Here is a 24,734-nt window from a genome sequence, read left to right as displayed (position 1 = left end):
GTAATCACATGAAATATTCGCATAGACTAAGCGATGCCATCCATATTCTAGCCTATATAGTAATATGTAAAGATGACAACTTATCTAGCATAGCTATTGCACGCAGTATTAACTCAAATCCTAGTTTAGTCCGTAGACTGATGACTCAACTTACTAAAAACAATCTTCTAACCACGCAACAAGGTATTGCTAATCCTACCTTAGTTTCTAAACCACAAGATATTTCGCTTTTAGATATCTATACCGCCATTAATCCAGATGAAAATCTTCTGCATGTCGATACAACAACTAATCAAAAGTGTCCAATCGGTAGCAATATCTCGCCTGTATTAAATGACACATATAACCGTATTCAACTTGCAGCTGAAAAAGAAATGCGAAAAATAAGCTTGGCTGATATTACTGATGAACTTCTATTGGAAATAAACAAGGTTTAATGAAAAAAACAAAAGACGGTCGACTAGGTATTACCTGAATAAGTTCTGGACTTAGACTGTCTACATTTATACCGTTAAACGCACCTTGCTGCCTTGATAGGCACACAACATTTGGATACAAGAAGAGTCCGAGACAACCATCTCGGACTCTTCTTGTATCTCTTTAACTTATTTCCAATACGCTCTCGTATAATCAGCAAAACCAGCGGTATGATAGATAACACCTTTTAATCCTGATTGAACTAAATGATCTTCCTTAACATAGTACAGTGGAATAATTCCAGTCGATTCTTGTAATTGTTTCTCTGCTTTTCTAAGATTAGACCAATATGCTGCTGTTGTTTGTGCAGTTTGCGCTTTTGCAATATATGTGTCATATGCGCTATCCGAATACTTACCTGGGTTCATTGAATTACCACTTGTTAAAATACCTAAATAATTTATTGGATCAGCATAATCAGCTAACCAATACCAGAGGCTCAAATCAAAATCACCAGCCGATTTCTTGCTGGATAATGATTTAGCCGGCAGATTTTGTACTTTAACCGTCACATTACTTAATTTACTTTGAATAGTACTTTGAATATATTCAGCTACATTTTTTTGTGTATCTGTATCCTCAGCAATTAAATTAAGTGTTACCGAAGATTTACCGATTTGCGCTAAGCCCTCTTTCCATAATTTTTTAGCTTTTTTAACATCGGCTGTCGTTGAAGTTGCTGTTTCTTCACTAAAATCTTTACCTGTAGTTGGATCAGTTGCTGTTTTAGGGCTGACAAAACTTCCAGCAGCAGTAGAACCATCAGCGAGAACCTTTTGGGTTAATTGCTTTCGATTAATAACCAATGAAATTGCTTTTCTTAGTTTAGCATTTGCTAATGGTGAGTTACTACTTTGATTTACCTGCAAATAATATGTCCAAGCGCGGCTAACTTTTTTTAGATTCTTATTGTTTTGTAATCCTTGAGCAATCACACCTGAAACCGTAGCATCATCTAATTTATTTGTTTTAAACAAATTATAGGCCGTATTATCATCCTTAACAGTTGTATAGTTTATCTTGGTTAACGCAACTTTCTTTTTAGCATAATAATACTCATTTTTAACCAAGGTGTATGAGCTATTAGTTCCTGTCCAATTTGTAATCTTAAATGCTCCATTAGAAACTGTATATTTAGCACTTGTTCCATATTTTTTTGTTCCAACTTTTTGAACAAATGTCTTATCCTGTGGTAAGAAAACTGGCATTGTCACTAGTTTATTAAATGATTGCATTGGATGCTCCAAGGTAATTACTAATGTATACTTACCCTTAGCTTTTATGCCTAACTTAGTTGGGGCTAGTTTACCAGCGACAATTGCGTCCGCATTTTTAATTCCACTAAAAACATATGTGTATACCGGATTATTCGCTGGGTCTACTGACCGCCGCCATGAGTATACAAAATCCTGAGCTGTCACTTTATCTCCGTTTGACCAACGCGCATTTTTGCGTAATTTTATTGTATAAGTCTTCCCATTGTTAGTTGGTTTCGCTATTGACTTAGCTATGGCTGGAACCACTTTATTCTTAGAATTAAGCTTATAGAGGCCCTCATCTAAATTCGTTAAAGTCGAAAACTCCGACATTGTTGCTTGATTGGTGTTGTCTAGCGTGGTTAAATCAGAAGATTGCATTAAATTTAACGTTGTTTTTTTACTTGTCGTTGCTGATTTAGATGAGCATCCCGCTAAGAAAAACATACCAATCATTATTGGAGCAATAAACTTAATTATACTTTTGTTCATACTTAAAAATCCCCGTTTCTATTCTTCCTGTTCAAAATTAAATGTAAACTTAACGCCTGCCTCTAGTGTCTTATGCACCGTACATTTAGCTAGTGTTTCATTAATGAATTCCTCTTTGTCCGTACCACTAATGTCTGCCTTAAAGGTTACGTTAACTGTAATCTCATCAACAGCTGAAGTTCCATCAGCATACTTAGCTACGTTTCCAATTGAGCGTATCTCAAATTTTTCCAGCTTAATTTTATGCTTTCTCGCAACAGCACGCGCTGTAATTGCTAAACATCCATTAACTGCCCCAATTAAATATTGAACTGGATTAGGCCCAGCATCTGTTCCTAAAGAAGACGTAGGTTCATCCATTATATAGCGATGAACTCCTGCTTGTGTACCAACTTGATAACCAATGTTCCTTAAACTAGAATTAACAACATATTTTCCCATAATAATTCTCCTTTGCAAAAAATAAAAGAGACCAGTTTATCTAAAAACTGATCCCTCTAATAAATTTCAACTTAGTTTAGTCTTCATTTTAAATGGGTGTCAATTTTTAGAACCAAAGCACAAAAAGGCATGTTGCACATCGCACAACATGAACATGACATCATCATTTTTTGCGTACTTCCCTGATTCATTTTAGCACCCTCTTTTCTTACTAAATAATAGTATTATTATAGCATTAAATATTAATTTAGCCTAGAATTTGTTATTACCTTTTTTAGATACGCTCTGTTTTGGGGATACCTTCACATTATATCTATATTAATACTACAAAAAGACTTGAGCTAACATATAATTGTTTTCTCAAGTCTTTCAACTCAATCTTTCTTCTCTTTTATGTCACCACTGTAACTATATTCCAATCATATGAGCAAAAATTGGAACTACTATATCGACTACTAACCCAATAACAACTACCGCGACAGCTGCCATCGCTCCTTGAACAGAACCTAATTCTAATGCAAATGCAGAACCAACGGTATGCCCTGCTGTTCCTAATCCAAGACCTGCACCTATCGGAGTGTCATTTAGATGGAACCAATTAACTAATTTTTTACCCAGTGCATAAATAATAACTGCATTCAAAATGCATGCCATCGCAGTAACTGCTGAATTACCACCAATTGCCGTTGAAATTGGCAATGCAATTGCGGTTGTTGCTGCTTGAGAAAGCATTGAAGCAATACCTACTTTATTTAACCCTACCGCTTTAGATACAACTACAATTGCTCCTAAAGAAACAATCATTCCAATAATTAGGCTTAAAAATATCTCTTTCCAATATTTTTTAAAAACATCATTTTTCTTATACAAAGGAATAGCAAATGCAATCGTCGCTGGATTTAAAAACCAAAAAATGATATCACCACCTGGTTTGTAAGCTTTAGTATAGAAAGTAGCCGTATCCGTCTTAAAAAGTCTAGCTAGGATTACTAATGCTAAAATACCAAAAACCATTGCGAAAAACAAGGGTTGAAAAATAAATAATCCTTTACTTTTTTTAAAAATCCATTGTCCTAAAAGATACAATACTAGTGATAGTCCTATTCCAAAAATTGGAGTGTATATAGCCGCAGTCATTTTAATTACCACCCTTCGCATGTGACACTGTAACCTGTACTTTTGTATTCCTTGTTTTGTTACGTGTCTCTTGCAGATGCTTTTTAAAGGCTATGATCGTTCTTGCAGTATAAGCCGTGACAACCAACATGATAATTGTTGATAAAGCAATGACAATTACTAATTGAATTCCTTCTGTTGCCATAATATTAAGGTTTGCGGCTAATGAAATTCCTGACGGAACAAACAAAAAGCCAATCAAACTAATTAGAAAAGTTCCTAGTGAATCTACCCACGCTAATTTTATAATTTTAAAATTTAATAGCATATACAATAGAATTAATCCTATAACAGGGGTTGGTACTGGAAATGAACTTGGCATTAAACTTGAAATTACATTTGAAACAAATAAGATACTTGCGTAAATAGCCATTTGAGCCAAAATAGGAGCTGCTTTAGTTTTTTGTTTGTCGTTATTCATCTTAATCAATCCTTTCTGTATCTTTTACATTTTTAGCTTACAGCTTATTGTGCAAAAAGAGTGCGGATTGCTTCTGAAATACAAAAATTAACCCTTGAAATGCAAAATCTCAAGGGTTAATGAAACGGTTACAAGCCCAATTTCATATTTAACTTTTTTAAATATGAACGACCTACTGGAAATTTTAACCCCGTCGTCATAATCACTAGTGCTGTATGATTAAACCATGGCTGTACTTCTTTGATTTGCATCAAATTAACCATAGTATTTCGATGAATTTGAATAAATCTTTCATCTGTCAAGCGACTCTTTAACCACGCTAACGTATTTTTTAACTTATATTCGTGTTGGAGTGTTGTTAATGTTAACTCTCCTTGTTCTATTGTCCCTGCTACAATATCTGACTTTTTTAAAACAATTCCACGATCAACAAGATTAATTGTTATAAACTCATTTGTTTTATGTTCTGTTTGCCCAACTTCTTCGTGTTTTTTAGGAACTGCTATTAGTTTAGCAACTTTAGCCAATGCTTTGTCGATTCGACCTTGTTCAAAAGGCTTCAAAATATAATCAACTGCATCAATCTCAAAAGCTTGGACAGCATATTCATCATACGCTGTCGCAAAAATCACTAACGGTGGATGCGCTAACTGGTTTAACTCGTCAGCTAAATCAAAACCATTTTCGTCATTTAAAGAGATATCCAAAAAAATCAAATCTATTTTCTTTTTTAACAAAATATCTTGTGCTTCATGGACATCCTCAGCTAAAAAAATAGCCTTATCCTTAATACTTAGACTTTGTTTAACTAAATATTTCAGCTCTTCTCGCGCTAAGGCCTCATCATCAACAATTAGAATATTCATACATTTTCACCTCTTATTGGCAATTCAGCCCAGACTTTTGTTCCGCTTGAACTGCTCTCAAAATGTAACCGACTTCGACTGCCATACAATACTGTTAGCCGATTATTCAAATTCACTAGCGCTGTCCCTGTTCCGGTTGTTTCTTTAATCATACTTTCGCCCAATCGTGGTAATATCTCAGGCTTGATGCCTATTCCATTATCAGAAACTTGGACAATAAATGTATCTGTTTTAGGCTTAATTGTTACATTAATACAATTAGCTTTTTTTCGTTCTTTAAATGCATGACGAACCGCATTTTCGACTAGAATTTGTAAAAAAAATGGCGGCAATAAAACATTCTCAGAAACATGAACATCATACTTTAATTGATATTTATCCGGAAAGCGGAGTTGTTCTAAGCCTATGTATGCATCTACATGACTTTTTTCCTGTTTTAAAGATATTTCCTTTTCCTGACCACCCTGTAAACTAGTTCTAAAAAATGTGCTTAATTGAAATAGCGCTGTTCTCGCCTTTTCGACATCAAAACGCATCAATGCACTAATAGTATTAATCGCATTGAAAAAGAAATGCGGATTAATTTGAGCTTGTAAGGCTTTTATTTCAGCATCATTGGCTAATTTAGTTTTTTCTTCCGCAATTCCAATTGCCAACTGACCTGAAAAAATCTGTGCTAATCCTTCCGCTAGATTTTTTTCGACAACCGTTAATTTTTCGGTATCTACAAAATACATTTTTAACGCACCAATTGTTTTACTATTAATCTTTAGTGGAATTACGATTGCAGAACACAACGGACATGCATCATCTGGACAGCGTATTTCTTGTTTCGAATATGCTATCTGAGTCATACCTTTTGCAATTGCATTCTTGGATAAATCGGTTTTTACCGGTTGACCAGCAATGTGATGATTTTGCCCTGCACCAACATGAGCCAAAACATTAACTCGATCAGTTAACCCAACTGCATCAAAATTTGTATGGCTCTTTATGATTTCACACACATGTCTTGCTGAAGCTTGATTTAATCCTTGCCGCAAATATGGCAATGTTTCATTCGTTAACTCAAGCACATCACGCGTCTGCACCGCGCGCAATTGCTGTTCATTAGATAAATATGTCTTTAAAATCATCAAAAAGATTGTTGCTCCAACACTATTCAATAACGTCATGGGAATAAATATCAGCTTGACTAAGTCCCAGCCGCTAAAAATACCAATAAATACCATCTGTATTAGCTCAGCACAAACACCTAAAGAAGCCACTTGCATTTCACTTGGATACAACTGTGAACCCTTTAAACAATCCCCCGCTTTACCAATAATCCAGCCTACAATAGCTGAACTAACAATATAAAAAGAACTTGAAAAGCCACCTTGAATATAGCGATGAATACCACCAATCAAGCCAACAACCGCACCAACCATTGGGCCACCAACTAAACTTGCCGATGTAATAACTAGCGTTCTTGTGTTTGCTAATGAATCTGTATGTGAAATACCTGTTAAAATAGGTTTTTCTACAAGAGCTTGCGTATTGGTAATCTCGACTCCAGTTAAATTAGCAATCACTACAAAAACACCAAAAATCAAAATTAAAATCACTTGTGAACGACGAGAGCGTTCTTGGATAATCTGGCGAAAAAAATGGTTATTTACAAGTAAAAATGCTAAGACTAAAATAATTCCTAGTCTTTGTAAAAGTAGTAAGAATAATAAAAGCAAATTACTCACCTATCCTAAATTAAACATTAGATTTTAAAAATATTATACTACTTTTTATTCCTACTAAATTTCAAAAAGCGACTAGATCACAATTATTTATACTAAAATAACCCCTAAAAGCTAATTCTAGGAGGTCGATTCATACTAAAAACTGATTTCATTTTTAGCAATCACAGGTATAGATACTAATAATCAGCAAATAAAAAGAGGCTGAAAAAAACTAACAAACCTATCAGCAAAAAAGCGATTTGATACTGCCAAACTTCAGTATCAAATCGCTTTTCCAAAATACTAATTACTTAACCGTCGCTGATTCACAAGCAGCTACTAACTGTTCAGCAGTTTGACTGCCAAAAATTACTGGCCGATCGTTAATCATGGTTGCTGGAACACTCATAATGTGTTTTGCTTGCCGAAGTTCAGGGAAAAGCTGTAAATCAAGCATTTCTGCCGAAACATTTGGATTAATAGCTGCCATATGCTGACAAGTTGATACTACATCAGGACAAAAATGACAAGTTAAAGCTACCCCGATTTTTATCTTTGTCACAGGCAAAGCTTTAATCCGTTCAATAAGTTCCGGAGCTAATTCTTGCCCGGGTCCAGCTAAATTATAAACTGCCAATACCAACGAATTCAGTTCATGGCCAGTTGGAATACCTGCAAAACGAATACCAGTCGCATTTTGTTGCTGGTCTAACAGCTCCAGCAGAGGTAAAAAGTTTTCTTCACCCGTAGCAGTTCGAACTTGATAGTCCAAGTGCCGATCTAAATCACAGAACTCTTTAACAAAGCTTTGCAATTCTTGACTCTTCTGACTACTATCACTCAAAACCTGCAAAGTAACCTTTTGACTTAATCTTTCAAAAATTGATTTTAATTGCTGCTGCAACTTAGCATCAAACCAAGATCCTTGATGAACTATTGCGGTTGATTTTTCCGCCAATCTGGTTGTTTGTCCAACTGGTTTAGTTGCCGATTTTTGCTTTCTTTCAATCGGAATCTGTAGCCGTTGTTTAAGCGCTGTTACATAATGCTCTGCACTAGTTGCCGCAACTGCTCCATCACTAGCTGCAGTAACAATCTGCCGCAATGGTTTAACAACAATATCACCAGCAGCAAAGACACCTGGCAAATTAGTTGCCAAAGCAGCATCAGCTTTTAAATAACCATGTTCATCATGGTTTAATATTTTAGTCAACTTAGCTGTTGCTGGTTGGGTACCGATATAAATAAAAATACCAAATGTCTGTTCACTTGAATCAGGTTGGTAAGAAAACTCTTTTCCAGTTTGATTATTTTTAAAAACAGCTGTTTCCAAATAATCTTTCCCAGTAACTCGAACAATCTCCGTATTAAATTTAACATCTATCTTGGGATTATTTAAAGCACGGGCCGCAGTTAGGGGGGCACAAGTAAACTCTGCTTCACGTGAAATCACCGTTACATGTTTAGCATAACGTGTTAGATAATCAGCTTCTTCAGCAGCAGCATATCCGCCGCCAATCACAAAAACTTGCAGGCCCGTAAATAATTCACCATCACAAGTTGAACAAAATGCTATCCCATGTCCACGAAATTGTTGCTCTCCAGGGAAGCTAAGTTCTCGCGGTTTAGCACCAGCGGCAATAATCACACTACGTGCATAATAATCATGCCTACCATGCAAAACTTTCAAATCACCTTCTAATTCATAATCAGTAATTTGATCATGGACAATTTGAACACCAAAATTGGCAGCTTGCTGCTGCATCTGATTCATGAGAGCCGTGCCATCAATCTTTTCGACTGCTGGATAGTTCCAAACTACCGAAGTAGTCGTTACTTGACCGCCCACTTGATTCGCCTCAATCACTAAGGTGTCCATCGTTGCTCGACCCGCATAAATTGCTGCGCTTAATCCAGCTGGCCCAGCACCGATAATCACAGTATCGTAAATTTCTTTATCTGCCATCATCAAGTCCTCTTAAATTTTGCCAACCAAATCTAAGCTTGGAGTAATTGTGTCGTCACCCGGATGCCAATGAGCAGGACAAACTTTATCGCCATGCTTTTCGACAAATTGAGCTGCTTGTAAAGTTCGTAAAATTTCACCGGCATCTCGACCAATCCCCATATCATTGATTGTATAAGATTTAACTTGTCCCTCTGGATCAACGATAAACACACCGCGAAACGCTTGACCAGCTTCTTCATCCAAAACGCCAAAGAACCGTGCCAACTTTCCTGCTGGATCAGCTAACATTGGGTACTGAACCTTGCCAATCGTATCGGTTGCTTCAGCCCAAGCTTTGTGAACAAATTCAGTGTCTTCCGAAACTGAATAAACTTCCGCATTTGCTTGTTTAAATTCAGCATAATGATCTTGCAGATCACCTAATTCAGTTGGACAAACAAATGAAAAGTCGGCTGGATAAAAGAAGAAAACCGACCATTTACCTAAAACGTCTTGTAAAGTTACGGGATGTGTTTCACCTTGTTGATAAGCATTAACCTTAAAGTCGGTTAACTTTTGATTGATAAAGTTCATAAGAGCACCCTTCCTTTAATAGTGATTTAGAATTTTTCTAATTCCACCGCCTATTATAGAATCAATTGTGCACAATGTAAATAGCTAATGTATATTTAATGAAAATTTTATTTTATGCTAACTACCATTTTCAAAACTGTTTGTGGCGTATGTGTTTGCAACTGATAAATCGTATTACCCTTTTGCCAAATAATTAGCTAATCATGTTGGCAACCGACAATCGCTGTTTGAAAAGTTTTTATCATTGGCAAGTGATGACATCAATATTAAACGTTAAGGAGCTGCTGGTTAGTGTAAAGCAGTCAAAATGCATTTGATGAATATCACCTTTGAGCCGTAAGTTTAACTATTTCCCCATGTCACCGGGGTGTTCAATTGATAATACTTATAGTTGACTAGTAAGCATCCACCATTTTTTATAGTCCTAGAAGGGCTTGGGCCAACGCAATTAGTCCCTCAAAACACTACCAACCGCTAACTCGTTTATTTACTTTATATTTGATCTTTTAAATGGATCTATATACTCTCTTTTGCTAATATTATCATTGAGTTGATCCTCTGCTTCTTGCTCTCGAATATATTTTTGAATTGTTTTTTGATTTAAACCAACTGTACTAACATAATAGCCACGCGCCCAAAAGCTTCGTTTACCATAGCTATATTTTAAATGTGCATGTCTCTCATGAATAATAACAGCGCTTCCACCTTTCAAGTATCCCATAAAACTTGAAACACTCATCTTAGGTGGAATACGCACTAACATATAAATATGGTCTGGCATTGCATGAGCCTCTATAATTTCAACATCTTTTAATTCACACAATCGATGTAGAATTCGACCAATAGCTTTCTTTAACTCACCATAAATATTTTTCCGTCGATATTTTGGTGTAAAAACAATGTGATACTTACAATTCCATCTTGTATGTGATAAGCTATTACCATCTTGTGGCAAGATAAAAACTCCCTTTCGATATAGTTTTGGGTGGTAGCCGAAATTATTATATCGAAAGGGAGTTTTTTACGCTAAAGCTTTTTTCACCCCCACAAGTAAAACTTGTGGTTTATTCGCATGTATTAATTAAGATAAAACTAATTTCATGAGAAGTTAGTTTTATTAAAGGTGATACCGCGTTAAAAATGTTAATATTTACCAGAAACCAAGCTTGTTTTAACAACCCAGCCGTGTCCTTTAGCATACATATATGTTTGCTGCTTATGGTTACTAATCTTCACTTTAATTTCTTTGGTAAAGCTATAATTAGTTTTAGCCTTCAAAGTACTTGCTTTTGTAAGTGTTACTTTAGGCCGATCCGCTGAAATTAATGCTGTATAAACTGGCACTTTAGTTTTTTTAGTATGATATATCTTAGCTTTCTTATAAAAATCGCTAGATATCAACTTATACGTCGTTTTTATTTGTCCTTTTTTAGCTGATACCGTCGTTTTTGCAGATACAGAAACTGGAACCATTGCCATTGAACATGTTAGAAAAGCTAATAATACTAAATTTAATACTTTTTTCATATAGATATCCTCCCCCTGGTTAATAACCAAGAATAAGTATATATATTTTGCACTAATATTTCATTTATATTTCTTAATCTTTACCAAAATATTACAAATGTAATTATCTAGCTCAATTCTTGTACTACATCACGGCTATTCGTTATCCTTTTTAATTATTTGAATATATTTGTAAATACTGACTTGTGCCATACCAAAATAATCAGCAACTTTGACAATCGAATCTCTCAGATCAAAATAATGACCATTATATAATCGTTTGACAATCATCAATTTTTGATCTTTTGATAATTTTTTAGGTTGCTTAAGACTCCCTGCTATTTCGAGAGTAGCTTGCGCAATAGCATCTTCATCATGAATATATAAATTTTCTGATGTGCTTACATCATTAAGAATCTGATTTTGGTCAATTGTCATGGTTGGATTGAGTAGTTTTGCTAAATTAATACTGGCTGCTTTAACTTCCTGCTCTTTAGTGTTGTCATGGTTTAAACATATCATACCAATCAATTGATTATTATCATCTTTAATAAAAAAGCTAGTTGCATTTAAAATAGATCCATTCATCGCTTTGCTTTTATAATTTGTCATATAATCATTGTCTACATATATCTTCCCATGAATTATTTTCAGTATAAAATCAGTACTTGGCGAATTTAGACTACGATTGGAAAGATTGTTACCGATATATTTAATAGATGATGTGTAAGTTCCATTGTTATTCTCTATCTCATGAAGGATAATTTCAGTTGAATCACCAAGATATTCGGCAAGAAATTTTAAGAAGGGAATGTAGTCTGTAATTACCATATTCACACCTCCGTTTGTGAATTAGTCATCAATACTTTGTAAAGCGTTTGTTAAATCCTCTAATAAATCTTCTGTATCTTCAATACCACAAGAAAGTCTCAATAAGCCATCAGTGACACCTTGCGCTTCACGTTCTTCTGGCGATAAGCAAGCATGTGACATTGTCGCAGGATGTGACAAAATAGATTCTACCCCACCAAGACTAACTGCAAAAATCGGTATTTTCAAAGCATGAATAAATTTATTTAAGCTAATTTTATCACACTTTTTCAATTCAAACGAAAGAACACATCCGCCATTTTTAGCTTGTTTGTTTTGAATAGCATAATCATTGCTAGTAGCTAAGCCTGGAAAATAAACTTTATTAACTTTATCTGATTTTTGCAAAAATTCCGCAATTGCTTGCGCATTTTTTACAGATTGCGACATTCGAAGACCAAGTGTTTTCATTCCTCTAAGGATTAACCAAGCATCTTCCACTCCTAAAATACCGCCAAATTCTTTTTGGAAATCATATAATGTTTTAGCAATCTGCGAATTGTTAGTAGCAACTGCACCAGCAATAACATCACTATGTCCATTAATAAATTTAGTCATGCTTTCAATAACAATATCACATCCTAAGTCAAGTGGCTTTTGATATACCGGTGTCATAAATGTGTTATCGGCAATCGTTAAAATATTATACTTTTTAGCCAAGGCAACCACTTCTTGAATATCTGTGACATCAAGTAACGGATTTGACGGTGTTTCTAAATAAATAAAAGCTGTATTGTCTTTAATTGCTTGTTCAATTTTATTAATATCACTAAAATCAACAAATGAAACTTCAACTCCATATCGTGATAAAAAGCTATGTGCAAATTCTCCAGTACCACCATACACTTTAATTGGTAATATTATATGTTCATTTTGTTTTAATAACATCAATGTTGTTGAAATAGCAGCCATACCAGAGCTGAAAGCATAGGCGTATTTTGCATTTTCTAAACTAGCAATTCCTTCCTCTAGCGCATGCACAGTAGGATTACCAAAACGGGTATACATATAATCATGATTGACACCCAGCGCAGGGCTATTAAATGTAGATGCTTGATACTTAGGAATTGATGATGCTCCTGTAGCAGGATCAATAACGGGGTATCCATGTAATAATTTGGTATTCATTTGCATGTTAGTTTCCCTCTTTCATTTTTGCAATAACTTCAATTTCGATTAAAGCATCTTTAGGTAACTTTGAAACTAAAACAGCCGTTCGAGATGGAAAACCTTCTTTAAAGTAAGCCTGATAAGTTTTATCAAAATCTGCAAAATCTGCAAAATCTGTAATATATGCAGTTGTCTTAACAATATAATCAACCGAAGAGCCGTTATCAGTTAATATACCTTGAATATTATCCATTGATGCTTTTGTTTGCTCAATAATTCCCTGTGGAATAACTCCCTCTTTGATTGGTAATTGCCCTGATGTATAAATTAAGTTGTTGACCTGTGTTGCTGCAGAATAAGCACCAATTGCTTTAGGTGCTTTCTTACTTGTTAATCGTTTAAGCATTTTCTTTACCTTCCTTATTTTTAAAATTAAAAGCGATAACTGCAAATGGGATAAATAAATAACCGACAATCATTGCACTAATTGCAAACCAATTCGGATTAGTAGTAGTTCCATTTGAAATAGTAAATTGCCCACTCCAGTCAAATTTAATGAGTAAAGCAACAGTCATAATTAACGATAAAACTGGTGCAATAATATCAGTATATTTATTTGTAGTCACTTGGTTAATTAAACTTGTGTCACCTTTTTTAAAGAAAAATTTAATCACGCAAACAGGGACTACTAAGAATTGAATAAATCTTGATATTGAACTCAGTACGATAATTGAAGTCATATCATATTGAAAAGTCATTGGTAAAACAATCGAGATGATAGCAGTCACTAAGAAAGCGACTAATGGAACATCACCTTTAGTTCTCTTACAGAAGAATTTTGGCAATTGACCTTGTATCGCCATTGATTCCAAAATTCTTGGTGAATGGAACGAAGCAGCAACATTGATACCTAACATTGAAATTAAAGCTCCATATAGAATTAAATTTTGAACTATTGGTTGATTAAATACTGAAACCAAGGCCACAACTTGTTTAGATTCAACTAGGGCACTCGGATTAGCGACCATCGATACAGCAATAACGCAGACATAGATAACAGCAATAATGGCAATAGATAATGGAATTGCCAAGGGTAAATTTTTTTCAGGATTATCCATATCATCAGCACCACTAGCAACGGATTCAAATCCTGTAAATGCGTAAAATGCTGAGAGTAGCGCCATCACTAAAGACGTCGAATTACTCTTTGCAATTAAAGCTTGACCGTTAGCATCAGTCAGAGTATCAATTGTCGAAAAGAGATTAACATGACTAGTCATTACATACCACAAACCAAATAAAATAAAGATTACAAGGACTAATATTTTACAAATCGTTGCTAAATTGTTTATAAATTTAAAAAAAACTGGTCCTAATACATTTATGATTAAAACAAATAGCATAATGAGTGCGATGGTGCTAGTAGTCGACATAAAATTATCTGGATTCCGTTTTAATATCAATAAGATTGTTTTAGAAACTGCCGTCGCCATAACCCCCCACGCAATACATGAAGCTATATAGCGTGTTACACCAACATACAACCCTATATTTTCTCCAAATCCAGCTTTAGCATAAATATAGGCAGCACCACTATGTGATACATATTTAGCTGCCGCCGCAAAAGTTATTGCTAAGACTGTGGCAAAAATAGCGGCAATAATATAGATATAAATGGTTTTTGTCCCAGCAAGTTTAACGACTGCACCTGGCGACAAGAAAATTCCCGATCCAATAATTGAGTTGACAGCCAGCAATACGATTGACCAGAAACCTAATTTTTTTTTCATGTTAATTCCCCTCCGCTTGTTGAATGAAATACCTAAACAACTTATTCATATTTTCATCAACTGATGATAACATTTCTGGATGAAACTGAACGCCAATCATGCATGAATATTGAGTATCAACAATGGCTTCCACTACACCATCGTTAGCTTGTGCAATTATCTTTAAATCTTTACCAAGTTTATTAATTGCTTGATGATGAAACGAATTAACCCGCCATGTATTCATACCAGTAATTTTATTTAACAACCCATTTTTTTCAAAAGTAATATTGTGAGATGGCTGCGCTGGATTATGATCTTGCCAATGCCGAATGCTTTGTTTTGGGCGATACTCAAAGTCTTGATATATAGTGCCTCCCTTAAAAACATTAATGACTTGGCAACCACGACAAATACCTAGAATTGGTATTTGTCTGCGACGAGCATATTTTATTAAAGCTAAATCGAAGGAATCTCGTCTCAATGAAGTATCACCTAGTTTGTTAGTAGGCTCTTCGTTGTAATTCACTGGATCGATATCATGTCCGCCTGATAATAGTAATGCATCAATTCCATCAATTTGTTGTTTAATATCATCTTCATCATCTAAAATTGGTAGTAAAATAGGTAAGCCACCGTTTTGAATAATCGATGTAATGTAATCTTCATTAACATAATCACGTTTATAGCCTGGAAACATTCCTCCAGAGTCTGTTAAAAATCCACAAGAAATACCAACACGTATTTTATTTTCCATAATGTATACCTTGTAACCAGTGGGACAATTATCATAACTATTGCTAGCCATCAAATTGGCAACGATTACATTTCCCCTTTTTGAAATCTAACTGCTATCTTTTTTACTATTGCTACTTTAATTACAGATTAGTTATTTGTCCCCGCATTTTTGCCCATCAATAACTAGTCATTGATACTTAAGTATTGTAATTTTTATAATATATTATACTCTATTATAATATATTATATAGAACCCATAGTCAAGTTCTCTTAGCCTTGTTTATAGGAAAGGCATATCATACTTTACTTAAGGGCTTTTCTTGATTTTTCACCAATAACTCAAATTATTCATGCTAAAATTCAAAAATCCGGTTGTCTTCCTCAATAACAAGGGACAATCGGATTTTTACCTTTTAAGTGCCAAAAAAGTACTTTCAATTTAATATTATTAATTTACCAAAATAGCTTAAATTCAAAAAAAGAAGACTTATCTTATTGTAAAACTAATATCTAAACTTATTTTTTCAGCATATATAATTTAGTGATCAACGATACTATCATTATAATAATAATTTAAGGAAATGGATTGTTAGCCGTATTATTACTAATACCGCACAAACCTTGTAAATAGATTTAGTCTTTATATTTTTAAATAGTTTATTATAACTTGCTTCACAACCTTCCTTATCTTAATTTTGTCAACATTGTTATGATAGGTTCAGTAACTTTTTAAGTATATTTAAACAGTTACATAGTAGAAAGGCTTATCATTCATTTCAAGGGATAAATACACACAGAACACCTAAAATAAGCCAGCAATAATTTAAAAAAATAATATTCTAGCAACTTTTATTCATATCATTTAATAAAATGAACTCTATAAATTGTAAAAAAAGTAGGATATTTAAATTAAAGAGAAACTAAGCATTCTGATTAGCCATAGTTTAAATTGAATGTAGTAAACTATCATCAAAATTATGCTTAATCTTCAGCTGTTATCGTAAGAATGGGGCATTTCAAACAAGAAGTTTATTTAGACAACACAGTTCCTCCTAACCGAATTCTATTTCTTAAACATACGGTTACGAGGAACTATATCCTATATATTGAAAGCGTACTGCTCAAAAACACCTAATGTTTTAATTACTTTTATCGTCTACTTACTACTAAATAGTTTCATACTAATTCAGTAATTATATTTTTCCTTTAACGGATTTGTTTATGCTCTAAAACGCCGTTAGTTAATCGAAAAACTTTACGCTCACATTTCCATTATAGTAACAATTTATACTTTATTTTTTTGCCGTATTTTTTTTATCACACTAGAGTTATATAAATTGATGACAAGCCCTATCCCACTTGTTATTAACATACAAACAAACAAAATATGATATGCTTTTTGTGTAGGATATGAATCCAAAAGCTTCCCAATTAACGGATAAGCAAAAAATGATGGACTATATCCTAAAAACGAACTGAGGGACATGGCTGTAGCAGATATATTATGATCAATTCCGAATTCCCCTAACGGAGCATAGTAAACTGCCTTTACCATAATTAAACCAATTGTAGATAAAAATAATCCTGCAACGCCTAGATACATGTATTCATTTCCTTTAGGCATTATAATTATCCCAGCTAAAAAGAACATCAAAACAGCATAACTCAAAGACATCCAAGAAGCACTGCTTTTGAAATACTTATCTGAAATAATCCCAGATAATGGCCCAATCATCATTCCTGCTAAACCATTTACTACACCAATTGCACCAACAACTGATGCAGACACATGATAATTATGTTGTAAAAAAGGAAGATAATACGTGGTGATTCCGATACTTGTCACATAAATACAGGCAGAGGCTATCCCTGTCGTCCAAACAATAGGAATTTTCATTACTTTTACTAATGATGTTAGAGAAGCTTTTTTCTTTTTTTCTTTATCTGATCTTCCATCTGCCATAAAATCATCAGGCATTCTAAACCAAATTAAAATTGCAAATAGGATTGTAATCGTCCCATTAAAAATCATAGCTACTTTAATCCCAAACAATGCACTTGTAAATAGCGAAAAGATGAAAACATCGATTGCTGTAACGACAGTTCCACCTAACGAACGAAAAAGCCCCATAATACTAAAAGCTTTTCCTTGGTTATGCTGTCCGCCTAAATATTTTATAGCTTTTTGAACTACTGGCCAATAAATCGCATCTCCAAAAAAGCCGAATAAGATGAACGCTCCAACTAAAACCGGAAATGGTAATCCGTGGAAACAAGCTAAAAATATCCCCGTTGATGCATAGCCAATTAAGTCAATAGTAAATAGTTTACGAACATTTGCTGAATCAAGCAACCAACCAAAAAGTAGATATCCAAATATTTGCACAAAACCAGAAACACTTAATAAAATACCTAATTGCGTATTACTCACACTTAACAATGACCTAAATGGTTCATACAGTACATCTCGAACACCAATTACTAAATAAATAGTAGTTACTCCACCCACTACGAGTAAATAATCTTCAAGCTGCCTAGATGTCAAAGGTAGCGTTTTCATTTTTTTAAAAGTTGTAAAGAGATTGCCCTTGGTATTCACTACTTACCCCCCCTTTTTAAAACTCAAGTTCCATGCCATCATAAGAAACTATTACATTATATTTATCAAAAACTTCTTTAATTTCTTTATAGGTGGCTCCTCCATTATGCGAAAAATGATTTGCAACAAAAAGTGTTTCTCTTTTTATTAGTCCTAGTTTTTTTAGCTGATTCATCAATTGAAGATTTTGCTCAATATTCATATGACTTTTACCTGCATTCATCTTTTGACTTGTACAATCCATTGAAACTAGATCAAATTTGAATTCATTGAATTTCAAGTAATTAAACATTTCCTCTGTTGGATATCCTGTATCATGCATATAGAGAAGTGTTTTTCCTTCATGCTGAATAACATAAATAAAGCAATCTTCTTCAAAGTGACCGTGTTGCGCTGGCAAACTATAAATCTGGTAATCTTTTATTTGAAATTTTTCATAGCTTGCTCTTTTATGATATTGAATTCTTTCGTTATCCGTAGCTTGCTCTAATATAAATGCTCGGTCAAAGAAGTCTTTTACGGCTTCATTTCCATATACATCAAGTTTATTTGTAAGCTTCTGCGCATAGTCACTCATACGATAAGCTAAATCTTCCGCATATAAATGGTCTGAATGCCAGTGAGTGAGAAGCAAAGAATCAATATCATTAAATGATAGATTATATTTCATCATGTGATGATAACTGTCCCCAGGAAAATCAATCATTAAATCCCCATCATTTATCAGTACTTGTGTCTGGGTTCGCATTTCCTTTCCTTGCTTCTCCCATGCGTTTTGACAAACAGCACATTTACAAAAGATTGCTGGTACTCTCTCTGCAGCACCGGTCCCTAAATATTTTATTTTCATAATCTGTGATAATCAATCCCTTTTCAAAAGATTGATTACCTTCACCCCCTTATAATCTAAATAAGCCAAAAGCTTTTTGATTATAGACATTACTTGCATGCCTATATTAAATTACTTATCTAGAAAATTAATTTTATTAGTATCAGCTGATACAATTTCTGCTTCAGCAATGCGAATTGTCTCCATTGTACTTTCCAAAGGACAAGCTAATTGTGGGTCTACATCGTCTAAAATAGATTGTGCAAAATGCTTGATTTCTAAATAATATCCACTTCTCTCATCAATTTGTGGTGCAAAACTCTTTTTATTATTGGGATAATCTGTTAGTTTCCCATTTTCTAAAATGATTGTACCTTTCTTAAAAGAAAAACGAAAACGCATTTCAAATCCAAAATCATCATTATTAATTGTCCAGTTATCCTGCGCATTAACAACTTTATTATCAAAAATATAATTCGTTGATACCATATCATAGCCACTACCATCAAAATATACTTTCCCATTTGTATAGACAGCTTTAGGTGTGCCAAGCAACCAATTGATTGTATCTACATCATGAATATGTTGATCTAATAAACATCCACCCGAACGTTCTTTATCAAGTAACCAATTATCCCAAGACCAAAGCGGTGTAGTTCCTCCACGAAATAGCGCTACTTCATTTAACTCGCCATAAGTCTTGTCATCAATAATTTTTTTAATATATTGGTAAGATGGAAAGAATCTTAATGTTTGACCAATCATTAAATAGCGATTATATTTATTTCGTGCATCAATCATTTCTTGACAAGCTTTCGTACTTATAGCCATTGGTTTTTCACAAAATACATGTAAGCCTTTTTCCATAGCTTTAATTGCATATGGTGCATGCAAGTATGTTGGCAAACAAATATCTACATAATCAAGTTCTTCATTCTCAATCATTTCCTCCATATTTGTATAAAAAGAAAATTCTGTAAAATCAATACTCTTATCACTAACATCAATATTTCCTTGTGTTAATTTACCAGTTCTTTTTTCTTCATTTACATCACAGATTGCTACTAATTTAACTGGGTATCCTTCATCCATCAACTGCTTATAAACACTTAAATGAGAGCTTCCCATAAAGCCTAAACCAACTAATCCAACTTTTAACATAATTATTTTTCCTCCAATTTTATAAATCTATAATATAATCAAGTGCTGCTGCTGTATCTACTGCTAACTGCTCACCATTTATTTTATATGGTTCTAGCTCACATGTAAGTGGTCCATCATAACCAATTTTTTTCAGATTGCGCACACACTTTTTCCAATTGACATCACCTTGTAACAAAGAAGTGAATCCTTGAATGCTTCCGATGCTTGTCTTAAAGTCTTTGACGTGAACTTTTTTTATCCTAGTGCCCAATATATCAATCCATTGTTCTGGATAGCCATACTGTAAAACATTTCCAATATCAAAATATGCCCCAACATATTCATTGTCAATTTCATCAATAAAATTCCTAAATTCTAACGGAGACAGTAAAAACTTGTTCCAAACATTTTCGATACCTATTTCAATTTTTTTTGTTGCTGCATATTCCCCTAATAACCGTATGTTTTTCTTAGCTAATGCATAGCATTGATCATACCCTTGATCTGCGGTAACTATCCCTGGAACAATCAAAACCGTTTTTCCACCAAAAAATGCACAATAGTCAATCATTTTTTTGGCTATTAAGATTCCCTTACTCTGGATTTCAGTATTTTTTGAGGTTAAAGGATATTGCCAATGTAGCGCAGTGGATAAACTTTCGATTGTCAGATTATAACTTTTAGCCAATGACTTAATCCTATCTAATTGCTCTTGTGAAGTATTTAAAATAAGATCTTTTTTTTCAGATAATCCTAAATCACTGGTAATCACAGTACTAGCGGATAGACTTTCTTCAGTGACATTTAATTCAATTGAATCAAAGCCTGCCTTTTTAGTAATAGAAAATTGTTGTTCTAACGATAATGTTTCTGGCAACGACCAAACGTTCATTCCTTTTTTCATAAATACACCTCATTTAATTTATTGGAATTGTTCTTTGCTGCGTCGCTGATTTTAATGCAGTTTCAGCGATTTTTACTGTATATAACCCATCTTCTCCTGTCACTGGAACAGCTGTATTGTTTTTAATTGCTTCTATGAATCCGTCAATCATTAAACTATCCATATCTTCTTCATAAAACACTTCAGAGATTTCCATTGATTGATTATCAAAAAATTTCATCTTTCTACCAAAACCATCAATGATTACATAACCCTTTTCGAAAACAACTTCTAAAACAGCATCTCCCCAAACTGGATAACTTTTCGGCCGATTCCATGAAGTATCTAGAGATAAAATAACACCATCCGAAAAACTAATACCCACCAACCCACTATCTTCAACTTGCAAGGAAGGATCGCTTTTTTTATAAAAAGCGCTTACATATTTTGGCGATAATCCAAATAAATAATTGATAGTATCCAAAATATGCACCGTATGGTCAATTAATGCACCACCTCCTGAAAGAACTGGATTAATAAACCAGCCACCAGGATTTTTCCCATGATTTGATGTATTGATTGAAATAACACATCCTAACATTTTTTTATCTACGATTTTCTTTAAATCCCTTACCGGTTTGGAAAAACGAACTGGATGGGCAACCATTAGTTGAACATTCTCTTTTTTTGCTGCTACAATCATTTCTAGACAATCTTTGGAATTCAATGCCATCGGTTTTTCAACTAAAATGTGTTTTTTTGCCGAACAAGCTTTCAAAGATAATTCTTTATGATAGACATTTTCTGAGCAAATCAAGACTGCATCAAAATCAAGATTTAATAATTCTTCTAGCGATGGATAAAATTCCAATCCTTCTTGCTGACAAAAGTTATTTCCCGCTACTTCATTATGATCATATACCCCTACAATTTTAACTCCTTGTTTTTTTAAAATATCAACATAACTGTTCACGTGCATATGTGCTATACCCAAAATACCTATCTTCAAAATCTAATCACTCCCTTACTGCCTTAATAAAATCATGCATACATAACTTATTTGTTTTTGTCCCTTCAAAATAATCAAATAATTCATTTGGCCCAGTGAAAGCCTTATCATTTTCAGGGTCAAACTCAATTAGTCCTTGGTTACTACTAATTTCTATGTGTAGGTTATGATTTTGCGTTCCATAGTATGTTGCTACACTTAAATTTATAAAGCAATCTTTGCCTATCACTCCTAGCAATAAAGAGGCTTTCTCATTTTTCAGAATTTTTAAATCCTTAAATTCGACCTGTGCTTTTGTAACAGTTTGATAAATCGAAAAGGCTGACTGCACTAAAGCATTTAAGTATTCGTCTATTTCGTTAGGGGTTCCTTCAGGAAACAAATAAGTCATTCGAATAAAATCAATATTGTCTATCTCTCTTTGCTGACAAAGCTGAATTATTTTTTCTTTAAAAATGGTAATCCCTCCCATATTCATATTTCAAAGAGTTTTTATCTCTTTAAAAAAAGAATATACTAAAAAGAGAAATTAATATTTATAAAAATGAAACGGTTTCTTACAAAAAAAAGAAAAAGACTTGCTTAACAAGTAATAATGTTCTAACTTAACTATAGAAAAGGAGCACTAATCATATGCCAACAAGTTTTGATAAAAAGATAATCAAGCAAAATTATGAAAGCGTTCTTAAAATAAACTCGATTATTACTACGTATTATTTTGAATTTTCGAAAAACTATCATTTTCCTGGTGAACGTCATGACTTCTGGGAAATGGTTTATGTAGACCGCGGCCCTATAGAAGTTTATGTGAATGGTAAAAAAATCATCTTAGATACAGAAGAAATAATTTTTCATAAACCAAATGAATTTCATGAAATCGGCTCTAATGGTGTTCAAGCATCCAATGTTTTAGTTGTGACCTTTACAACTGATTCGCCAATTATACACACATTAGAAAACGTACAAATTAAAGCGACTTCACAAATGCAACAGATTATTCGAGATTATCTTAACCTAGTTCATACGACATTTAATCATTTTGGATATCTTGATGTTCCAAGCAACTATATTCAAAACATTGAAACTTACCTAAAAATTGATAGCATCTATACTAAACTAAAGGAATTATTATTACTGATATTAAGTACATTTTTTTCTTCTAATAAGAACAAGACAAACGAAAATCTATTGAATATGCGTTACTCAGATGAGCAAGTTGCAGCAATCATAGACTTTATGCTTGATTCATTAGAAAAAAAATTGAGTTTAGATGACTTTTCCGAAAAGTTTTTTTTGAATAAATCAAAACTACAAAAAATATTTAAACAAACCACTGGCATAGGGTTAATGCAATATTTCAAATTATTAAAAATAGAGTTATCAAAGCGACTAGTCAGAGAAGGTAACTTAAATTTCACACAAATTGCTGATTTATTAGCTTTTAATTCAATACACCATTTTTCTTATGCATTTAAACAATGTACAGGAATGTCACCAAGTGAATATTCAAAATCAATTGAGAACGAAGAAAATACATTGGTGGAAAATGCCATCAATCAATTAAGGGGAGAAAATTATGACCATTAAATTTGGGATTATTGGCTTAGGAAACAGAGGATTCAAATACGCAACAAGTATCATTAAGTCACATAAAGAATGCACCATTGAAGCCGTATGCGATTATAAAAAAAACAATTTTGATAAATTCCCTGGTATAAGTCACACAACTAACTACCATGACATTGTTAACAATCCTGAAATAGATGCTGTATTTATTGCCACACCTGATAACACCCATCGAGAGATTATTTTAGCAGCAGCCCAAAAAAAGAAACATATTTTATGTGAAAAGCCACTAGAGATAACTAACGATAGTTTAGATGACTTATGTAGTAAACTAAAAGATTATAATAATACTGTTGAAATTGGTTATGTTTTACGATATGCACGCTCTTTCAATAAAGTTAAGGAGTTTTTATCACAAGGTATCATTGGTGATGTTTTAATGATAAATATTATAGATCATATTCCATATGGTGGATATGCTTTCTTCCACGACTGGCACAGGACCAGAAAACAAGCAACAAGTATTCTATTACAAAAAGCAACGCACTCACTTGATTTGGCTAATTGGTATGCTGATTCCTATCCAATCTCTGTTTTTGCTTTTGGAAACTTATCTACCATGGGAAAAGCAGGAGCTCTTAAAAAATTTGGTCATGAGGTACCAGATACCCTCCACTGTTCAACTTGCTCCATTAGTAAAGAATGTGAAGAAAGTATTGCGAATCTTAAATTCGAAAAAAATATCTGCTGGTCAGATAGTTGGCCAGACAGCTGTGTTTTCAATAATGAAATTGATATAGATGATCATCAAACAGTAGGCGTTGAATATAAAAACGGTGTTCAACTATCATATCAGCTTTGTCTGTTTGATGCATATTACAAACGTGAATTTACAATTTTTGGCTCTAAAGGAGAACTTCGTTTTGATGATAGTTCCAACGAAATTAGGATTTATGATCGCGTAAGAAGAGATGAGTTCATTTATAAAAATAAACATTTAGAACTGAAAATGGAAGCTGGTGATGAAGAGCAATTGGAAGATTTCATTCAATCAATAAAATCAGGTAAACAGCCTTTATCAAATCTAACCACAAGCACCATTGTTGCTAAGTTAGCCCTAGCTGCCCAGAAATCAATTGATACCCACTCGATTATAAAGTTATAGTTTAACTATTCATTGAATCTTTTGCCTAAACAACCTTTTTGTTGGTATAAACACTATTAATCCGTGAATAAGTTATATCAAAAAATAGTATAAAAACAAAAGAGTGAGATACCAAATTACAGTACTTCATAATTATTAGACAAAAAAGGCTATGCGGCGAG

At 33.6% G+C, this 24,734-nt stretch carries 24 protein-coding genes; 3 read left to right on the top strand and 21 right to left on the bottom strand.

Annotated features, from left to right (window positions below):
- Nucleotides 1-8 precede the first annotated feature (8 nt).
- Nucleotides 9-437: an Rrf2 family transcriptional regulator gene (locus LB941_RS00405; RefSeq protein ID WP_253358484.1), complete on the top strand. Its 429-nt coding sequence runs from the start codon at nt 9-11 to the stop codon at nt 435-437.
- A gap of 168 nt (nt 438-605) precedes the next feature.
- On the opposite strand, the gene LB941_RS00400 is transcribed toward LB941_RS00405, so the two are convergent.
- The 21 genes from LB941_RS00400 to LB941_RS00300 all read right to left on the bottom strand — a co-directional run bounded on the left by LB941_RS00400 (nt 606) and on the right by LB941_RS00300 (nt 22,314).
- Entirely contained in the window at nt 606-2,225 is a 1,620-nt protein-coding gene (locus LB941_RS00400) for a peptide ABC transporter substrate-binding protein (protein ID WP_253358483.1), read from the bottom strand.
- Nucleotides 2,226-2,243: 18 nt separating this feature from the next.
- Nucleotides 2,244-2,666, bottom strand: coding sequence for an OsmC family protein (locus LB941_RS00395; RefSeq protein ID WP_253358482.1), 423 nt, complete (start codon nt 2,664-2,666; stop codon nt 2,244-2,246).
- Between the two features lie 408 nt (nt 2,667-3,074).
- The gene (gene lrgB, locus LB941_RS00390) at nt 3,075-3,803 is read right to left on the bottom strand and encodes an antiholin-like protein LrgB (protein WP_253358481.1); all 729 of its coding nucleotides are present in this window, start codon (nt 3,801-3,803) and stop codon (nt 3,075-3,077) included.
- Nucleotide 3,804: 1 nt separating this feature from the next.
- Nucleotides 3,805-4,263 carry a CidA/LrgA family protein gene (locus LB941_RS00385; protein ID WP_425270463.1) on the bottom strand — a complete coding sequence of 153 codons (459 nt, stop codon included), beginning with the start codon at nt 4,261-4,263 and terminating at the stop codon, nt 3,805-3,807.
- Between the two features lie 128 nt (nt 4,264-4,391).
- Nucleotides 4,392-5,129, bottom strand: a complete 738-nt coding sequence (locus tag LB941_RS00380; RefSeq protein ID WP_253358480.1) for a LytTR family transcriptional regulator DNA-binding domain-containing protein — start codon at nt 5,127-5,129, stop codon at nt 4,392-4,394.
- On the bottom strand, nt 5,126-6,856 hold the full coding sequence (locus LB941_RS00375) for a LytS/YhcK type 5TM receptor domain-containing protein (RefSeq protein ID WP_253358471.1): 1,731 nt from the start codon (nt 6,854-6,856) through the stop codon (nt 5,126-5,128). Before LB941_RS00375 ends, LB941_RS00380 begins: the two co-directional genes overlap by 4 nt.
- 295 nt (nt 6,857-7,151) lie before the next feature.
- A complete protein-coding gene (locus LB941_RS00370; protein ID WP_253358469.1) occupies nt 7,152-8,810 on the bottom strand; it encodes an FAD-dependent oxidoreductase in 1,659 nt (552 codons plus the stop codon).
- A 12-nt stretch (nt 8,811-8,822) separates the two neighbouring features.
- Nucleotides 8,823-9,386 carry an alkyl hydroperoxide reductase subunit C gene (gene ahpC, locus LB941_RS00365; protein WP_253358467.1) on the bottom strand — a complete coding sequence of 188 codons (564 nt, stop codon included), beginning with the start codon at nt 9,384-9,386 and terminating at the stop codon, nt 8,823-8,825.
- Between the two features lie 487 nt (nt 9,387-9,873).
- Complete coding sequence (tnpA, locus tag LB941_RS00360; RefSeq protein WP_253358465.1) at nt 9,874-10,341, bottom strand: IS200/IS605 family transposase; 468 nt, start codon at nt 10,339-10,341, stop codon at nt 9,874-9,876.
- Between the two features lie 188 nt (nt 10,342-10,529).
- Nucleotides 10,530-10,913, bottom strand: a complete 384-nt coding sequence (locus LB941_RS00355) for a hypothetical protein (protein WP_253358462.1) — start codon at nt 10,911-10,913, stop codon at nt 10,530-10,532.
- Between the two features lie 135 nt (nt 10,914-11,048).
- Nucleotides 11,049-11,723, bottom strand: a complete 675-nt coding sequence (locus tag LB941_RS00350) for a helix-turn-helix transcriptional regulator (RefSeq protein WP_253358461.1) — start codon at nt 11,721-11,723, stop codon at nt 11,049-11,051.
- A 21-nt stretch (nt 11,724-11,744) separates the two neighbouring features.
- Entirely contained in the window at nt 11,745-12,896 is a 1,152-nt protein-coding gene (locus LB941_RS00345; protein ID WP_253358460.1) for a trans-sulfuration enzyme family protein, read from the bottom strand.
- A gap of 1 nt (nt 12,897) precedes the next feature.
- Nucleotides 12,898-13,278 carry a RidA family protein gene (locus LB941_RS00340; protein WP_253358459.1) on the bottom strand — a complete coding sequence of 127 codons (381 nt, stop codon included), beginning with the start codon at nt 13,276-13,278 and terminating at the stop codon, nt 12,898-12,900.
- Nucleotides 13,271-14,662, bottom strand: coding sequence for an APC family permease (locus LB941_RS00335; protein ID WP_253358458.1), 1,392 nt, complete (start codon nt 14,660-14,662; stop codon nt 13,271-13,273). Before LB941_RS00335 ends, LB941_RS00340 begins: the two co-directional genes overlap by 8 nt.
- Before the next feature lies 1 nt (nt 14,663).
- Nucleotides 14,664-15,398, bottom strand: a complete 735-nt coding sequence (locus LB941_RS00330; RefSeq protein ID WP_253358457.1) for a gamma-glutamyl-gamma-aminobutyrate hydrolase family protein — start codon at nt 15,396-15,398, stop codon at nt 14,664-14,666.
- Between the two features lie 1,266 nt (nt 15,399-16,664).
- Nucleotides 16,665-17,978 (bottom strand): MFS transporter, encoded by a 1,314-nt coding sequence (locus LB941_RS00325; protein ID WP_253358456.1) that lies wholly within the window; start codon nt 17,976-17,978, stop codon nt 16,665-16,667.
- Nucleotides 17,979-17,994: 16 nt separating this feature from the next.
- On the bottom strand, nt 17,995-18,828 hold the full coding sequence (locus LB941_RS00320; protein ID WP_253358455.1) for an MBL fold metallo-hydrolase: 834 nt from the start codon (nt 18,826-18,828) through the stop codon (nt 17,995-17,997).
- Between the two features lie 111 nt (nt 18,829-18,939).
- Nucleotides 18,940-19,968 (bottom strand): Gfo/Idh/MocA family protein, encoded by a 1,029-nt coding sequence (locus LB941_RS00315; protein ID WP_253358453.1) that lies wholly within the window; start codon nt 19,966-19,968, stop codon nt 18,940-18,942.
- A 19-nt stretch (nt 19,969-19,987) separates the two neighbouring features.
- Nucleotides 19,988-20,854, bottom strand: a complete 867-nt coding sequence (locus LB941_RS00310) for a sugar phosphate isomerase/epimerase family protein (protein WP_253358451.1) — start codon at nt 20,852-20,854, stop codon at nt 19,988-19,990.
- A 13-nt stretch (nt 20,855-20,867) separates the two neighbouring features.
- A complete protein-coding gene (locus LB941_RS00305; protein WP_253358449.1) occupies nt 20,868-21,842 on the bottom strand; it encodes a Gfo/Idh/MocA family protein in 975 nt (324 codons plus the stop codon).
- Nucleotides 21,843-21,849: 7 nt separating this feature from the next.
- Nucleotides 21,850-22,314 carry a hypothetical protein gene (locus tag LB941_RS00300; RefSeq protein WP_253358447.1) on the bottom strand — a complete coding sequence of 155 codons (465 nt, stop codon included), beginning with the start codon at nt 22,312-22,314 and terminating at the stop codon, nt 21,850-21,852.
- A 161-nt stretch (nt 22,315-22,475) separates the two neighbouring features.
- On the opposite strand from LB941_RS00300, the gene LB941_RS00295 reads away from it, so the two are divergent.
- Both LB941_RS00295 and LB941_RS00290 read left to right on the top strand, forming a co-directional pair.
- Nucleotides 22,476-23,429 (top strand): helix-turn-helix domain-containing protein, encoded by a 954-nt coding sequence (locus LB941_RS00295; RefSeq protein ID WP_253358445.1) that lies wholly within the window; start codon nt 22,476-22,478, stop codon nt 23,427-23,429.
- Nucleotides 23,419-24,573 (top strand): Gfo/Idh/MocA family protein, encoded by a 1,155-nt coding sequence (locus LB941_RS00290; RefSeq protein WP_253358443.1) that lies wholly within the window; start codon nt 23,419-23,421, stop codon nt 24,571-24,573. The genes LB941_RS00295 and LB941_RS00290 overlap by 11 nt, the downstream gene beginning before the upstream one ends.
- Nucleotides 24,574-24,734: the final 161 nt, after the last annotated feature.

It is taken from the genome of Ligilactobacillus ubinensis (assembly GCF_024160875.1).
GTDB lineage: Bacteria > Bacillota > Bacilli > Lactobacillales > Lactobacillaceae > Ligilactobacillus > Ligilactobacillus ubinensis.
Note: the sequence above shows the minus strand (reverse complement) of the source record. Positions and strands in the feature narration are given on the sequence as shown.

What these genes read in the sequence shown, in the direction of transcription:
- LB941_RS00405 (WP_253358484.1), top strand. Translation starts at nt 9, where the DNA reads ATGAAATATTCGCATAGACTAAGCGATGCCATCCATATTCTAGCCTAT.
- LB941_RS00400 (WP_253358483.1), bottom strand. Translation starts at nt 2,225, where the DNA reads ATGAACAAAAGTATAATTAAGTTTATTGCTCCAATAATGATTGGTATG.
- LB941_RS00395 (WP_253358482.1), bottom strand. Translation starts at nt 2,666, where the DNA reads ATGGGAAAATATGTTGTTAATTCTAGTTTAAGGAACATTGGTTATCAA.
- lrgB (WP_253358481.1), bottom strand. Translation starts at nt 3,803, where the DNA reads ATGACTGCGGCTATATACACTCCAATTTTTGGAATAGGACTATCACTA.
- LB941_RS00385 (WP_425270463.1), bottom strand. Translation starts at nt 4,263, where the DNA reads ATGAATAACGACAAACAAAAAACTAAAGCAGCTCCTATTTTGGCTCAA.
- LB941_RS00380 (WP_253358480.1), bottom strand. Translation starts at nt 5,129, where the DNA reads ATGAATATTCTAATTGTTGATGATGAGGCCTTAGCGCGAGAAGAGCTG.
- LB941_RS00370 (WP_253358469.1), bottom strand. Translation starts at nt 8,810, where the DNA reads ATGGCAGATAAAGAAATTTACGATACTGTGATTATCGGTGCTGGGCCA.
- ahpC (WP_253358467.1), bottom strand. Translation starts at nt 9,386, where the DNA reads ATGAACTTTATCAATCAAAAGTTAACCGACTTTAAGGTTAATGCTTAT.
- LB941_RS00355 (WP_253358462.1), bottom strand. Translation starts at nt 10,913, where the DNA reads ATGAAAAAAGTATTAAATTTAGTATTATTAGCTTTTCTAACATGTTCA.
- LB941_RS00350 (WP_253358461.1), bottom strand. Translation starts at nt 11,723, where the DNA reads ATGGTAATTACAGACTACATTCCCTTCTTAAAATTTCTTGCCGAATAT.
- LB941_RS00345 (WP_253358460.1), bottom strand. Translation starts at nt 12,896, where the DNA reads ATGCAAATGAATACCAAATTATTACATGGATACCCCGTTATTGATCCT.
- LB941_RS00340 (WP_253358459.1), bottom strand. Translation starts at nt 13,278, where the DNA reads ATGCTTAAACGATTAACAAGTAAGAAAGCACCTAAAGCAATTGGTGCT.
- LB941_RS00335 (WP_253358458.1), bottom strand. Translation starts at nt 14,662, where the DNA reads ATGAAAAAAAAATTAGGTTTCTGGTCAATCGTATTGCTGGCTGTCAAC.
- LB941_RS00330 (WP_253358457.1), bottom strand. Translation starts at nt 15,398, where the DNA reads ATGGAAAATAAAATACGTGTTGGTATTTCTTGTGGATTTTTAACAGAC.
- LB941_RS00320 (WP_253358455.1), bottom strand. Translation starts at nt 18,828, where the DNA reads ATGAAAATAAAATATTTAGGGACCGGTGCTGCAGAGAGAGTACCAGCA.
- LB941_RS00315 (WP_253358453.1), bottom strand. Translation starts at nt 19,968, where the DNA reads ATGTTAAAAGTTGGATTAGTTGGTTTAGGCTTTATGGGAAGCTCTCAT.
- LB941_RS00310 (WP_253358451.1), bottom strand. Translation starts at nt 20,854, where the DNA reads ATGAAAAAAGGAATGAACGTTTGGTCGTTGCCAGAAACATTATCGTTA.
- LB941_RS00300 (WP_253358447.1), bottom strand. Translation starts at nt 22,314, where the DNA reads ATGGGAGGGATTACCATTTTTAAAGAAAAAATAATTCAGCTTTGTCAG.
- LB941_RS00295 (WP_253358445.1), top strand. Translation starts at nt 22,476, where the DNA reads ATGCCAACAAGTTTTGATAAAAAGATAATCAAGCAAAATTATGAAAGC.
- LB941_RS00290 (WP_253358443.1), top strand. Translation starts at nt 23,419, where the DNA reads ATGACCATTAAATTTGGGATTATTGGCTTAGGAAACAGAGGATTCAAA.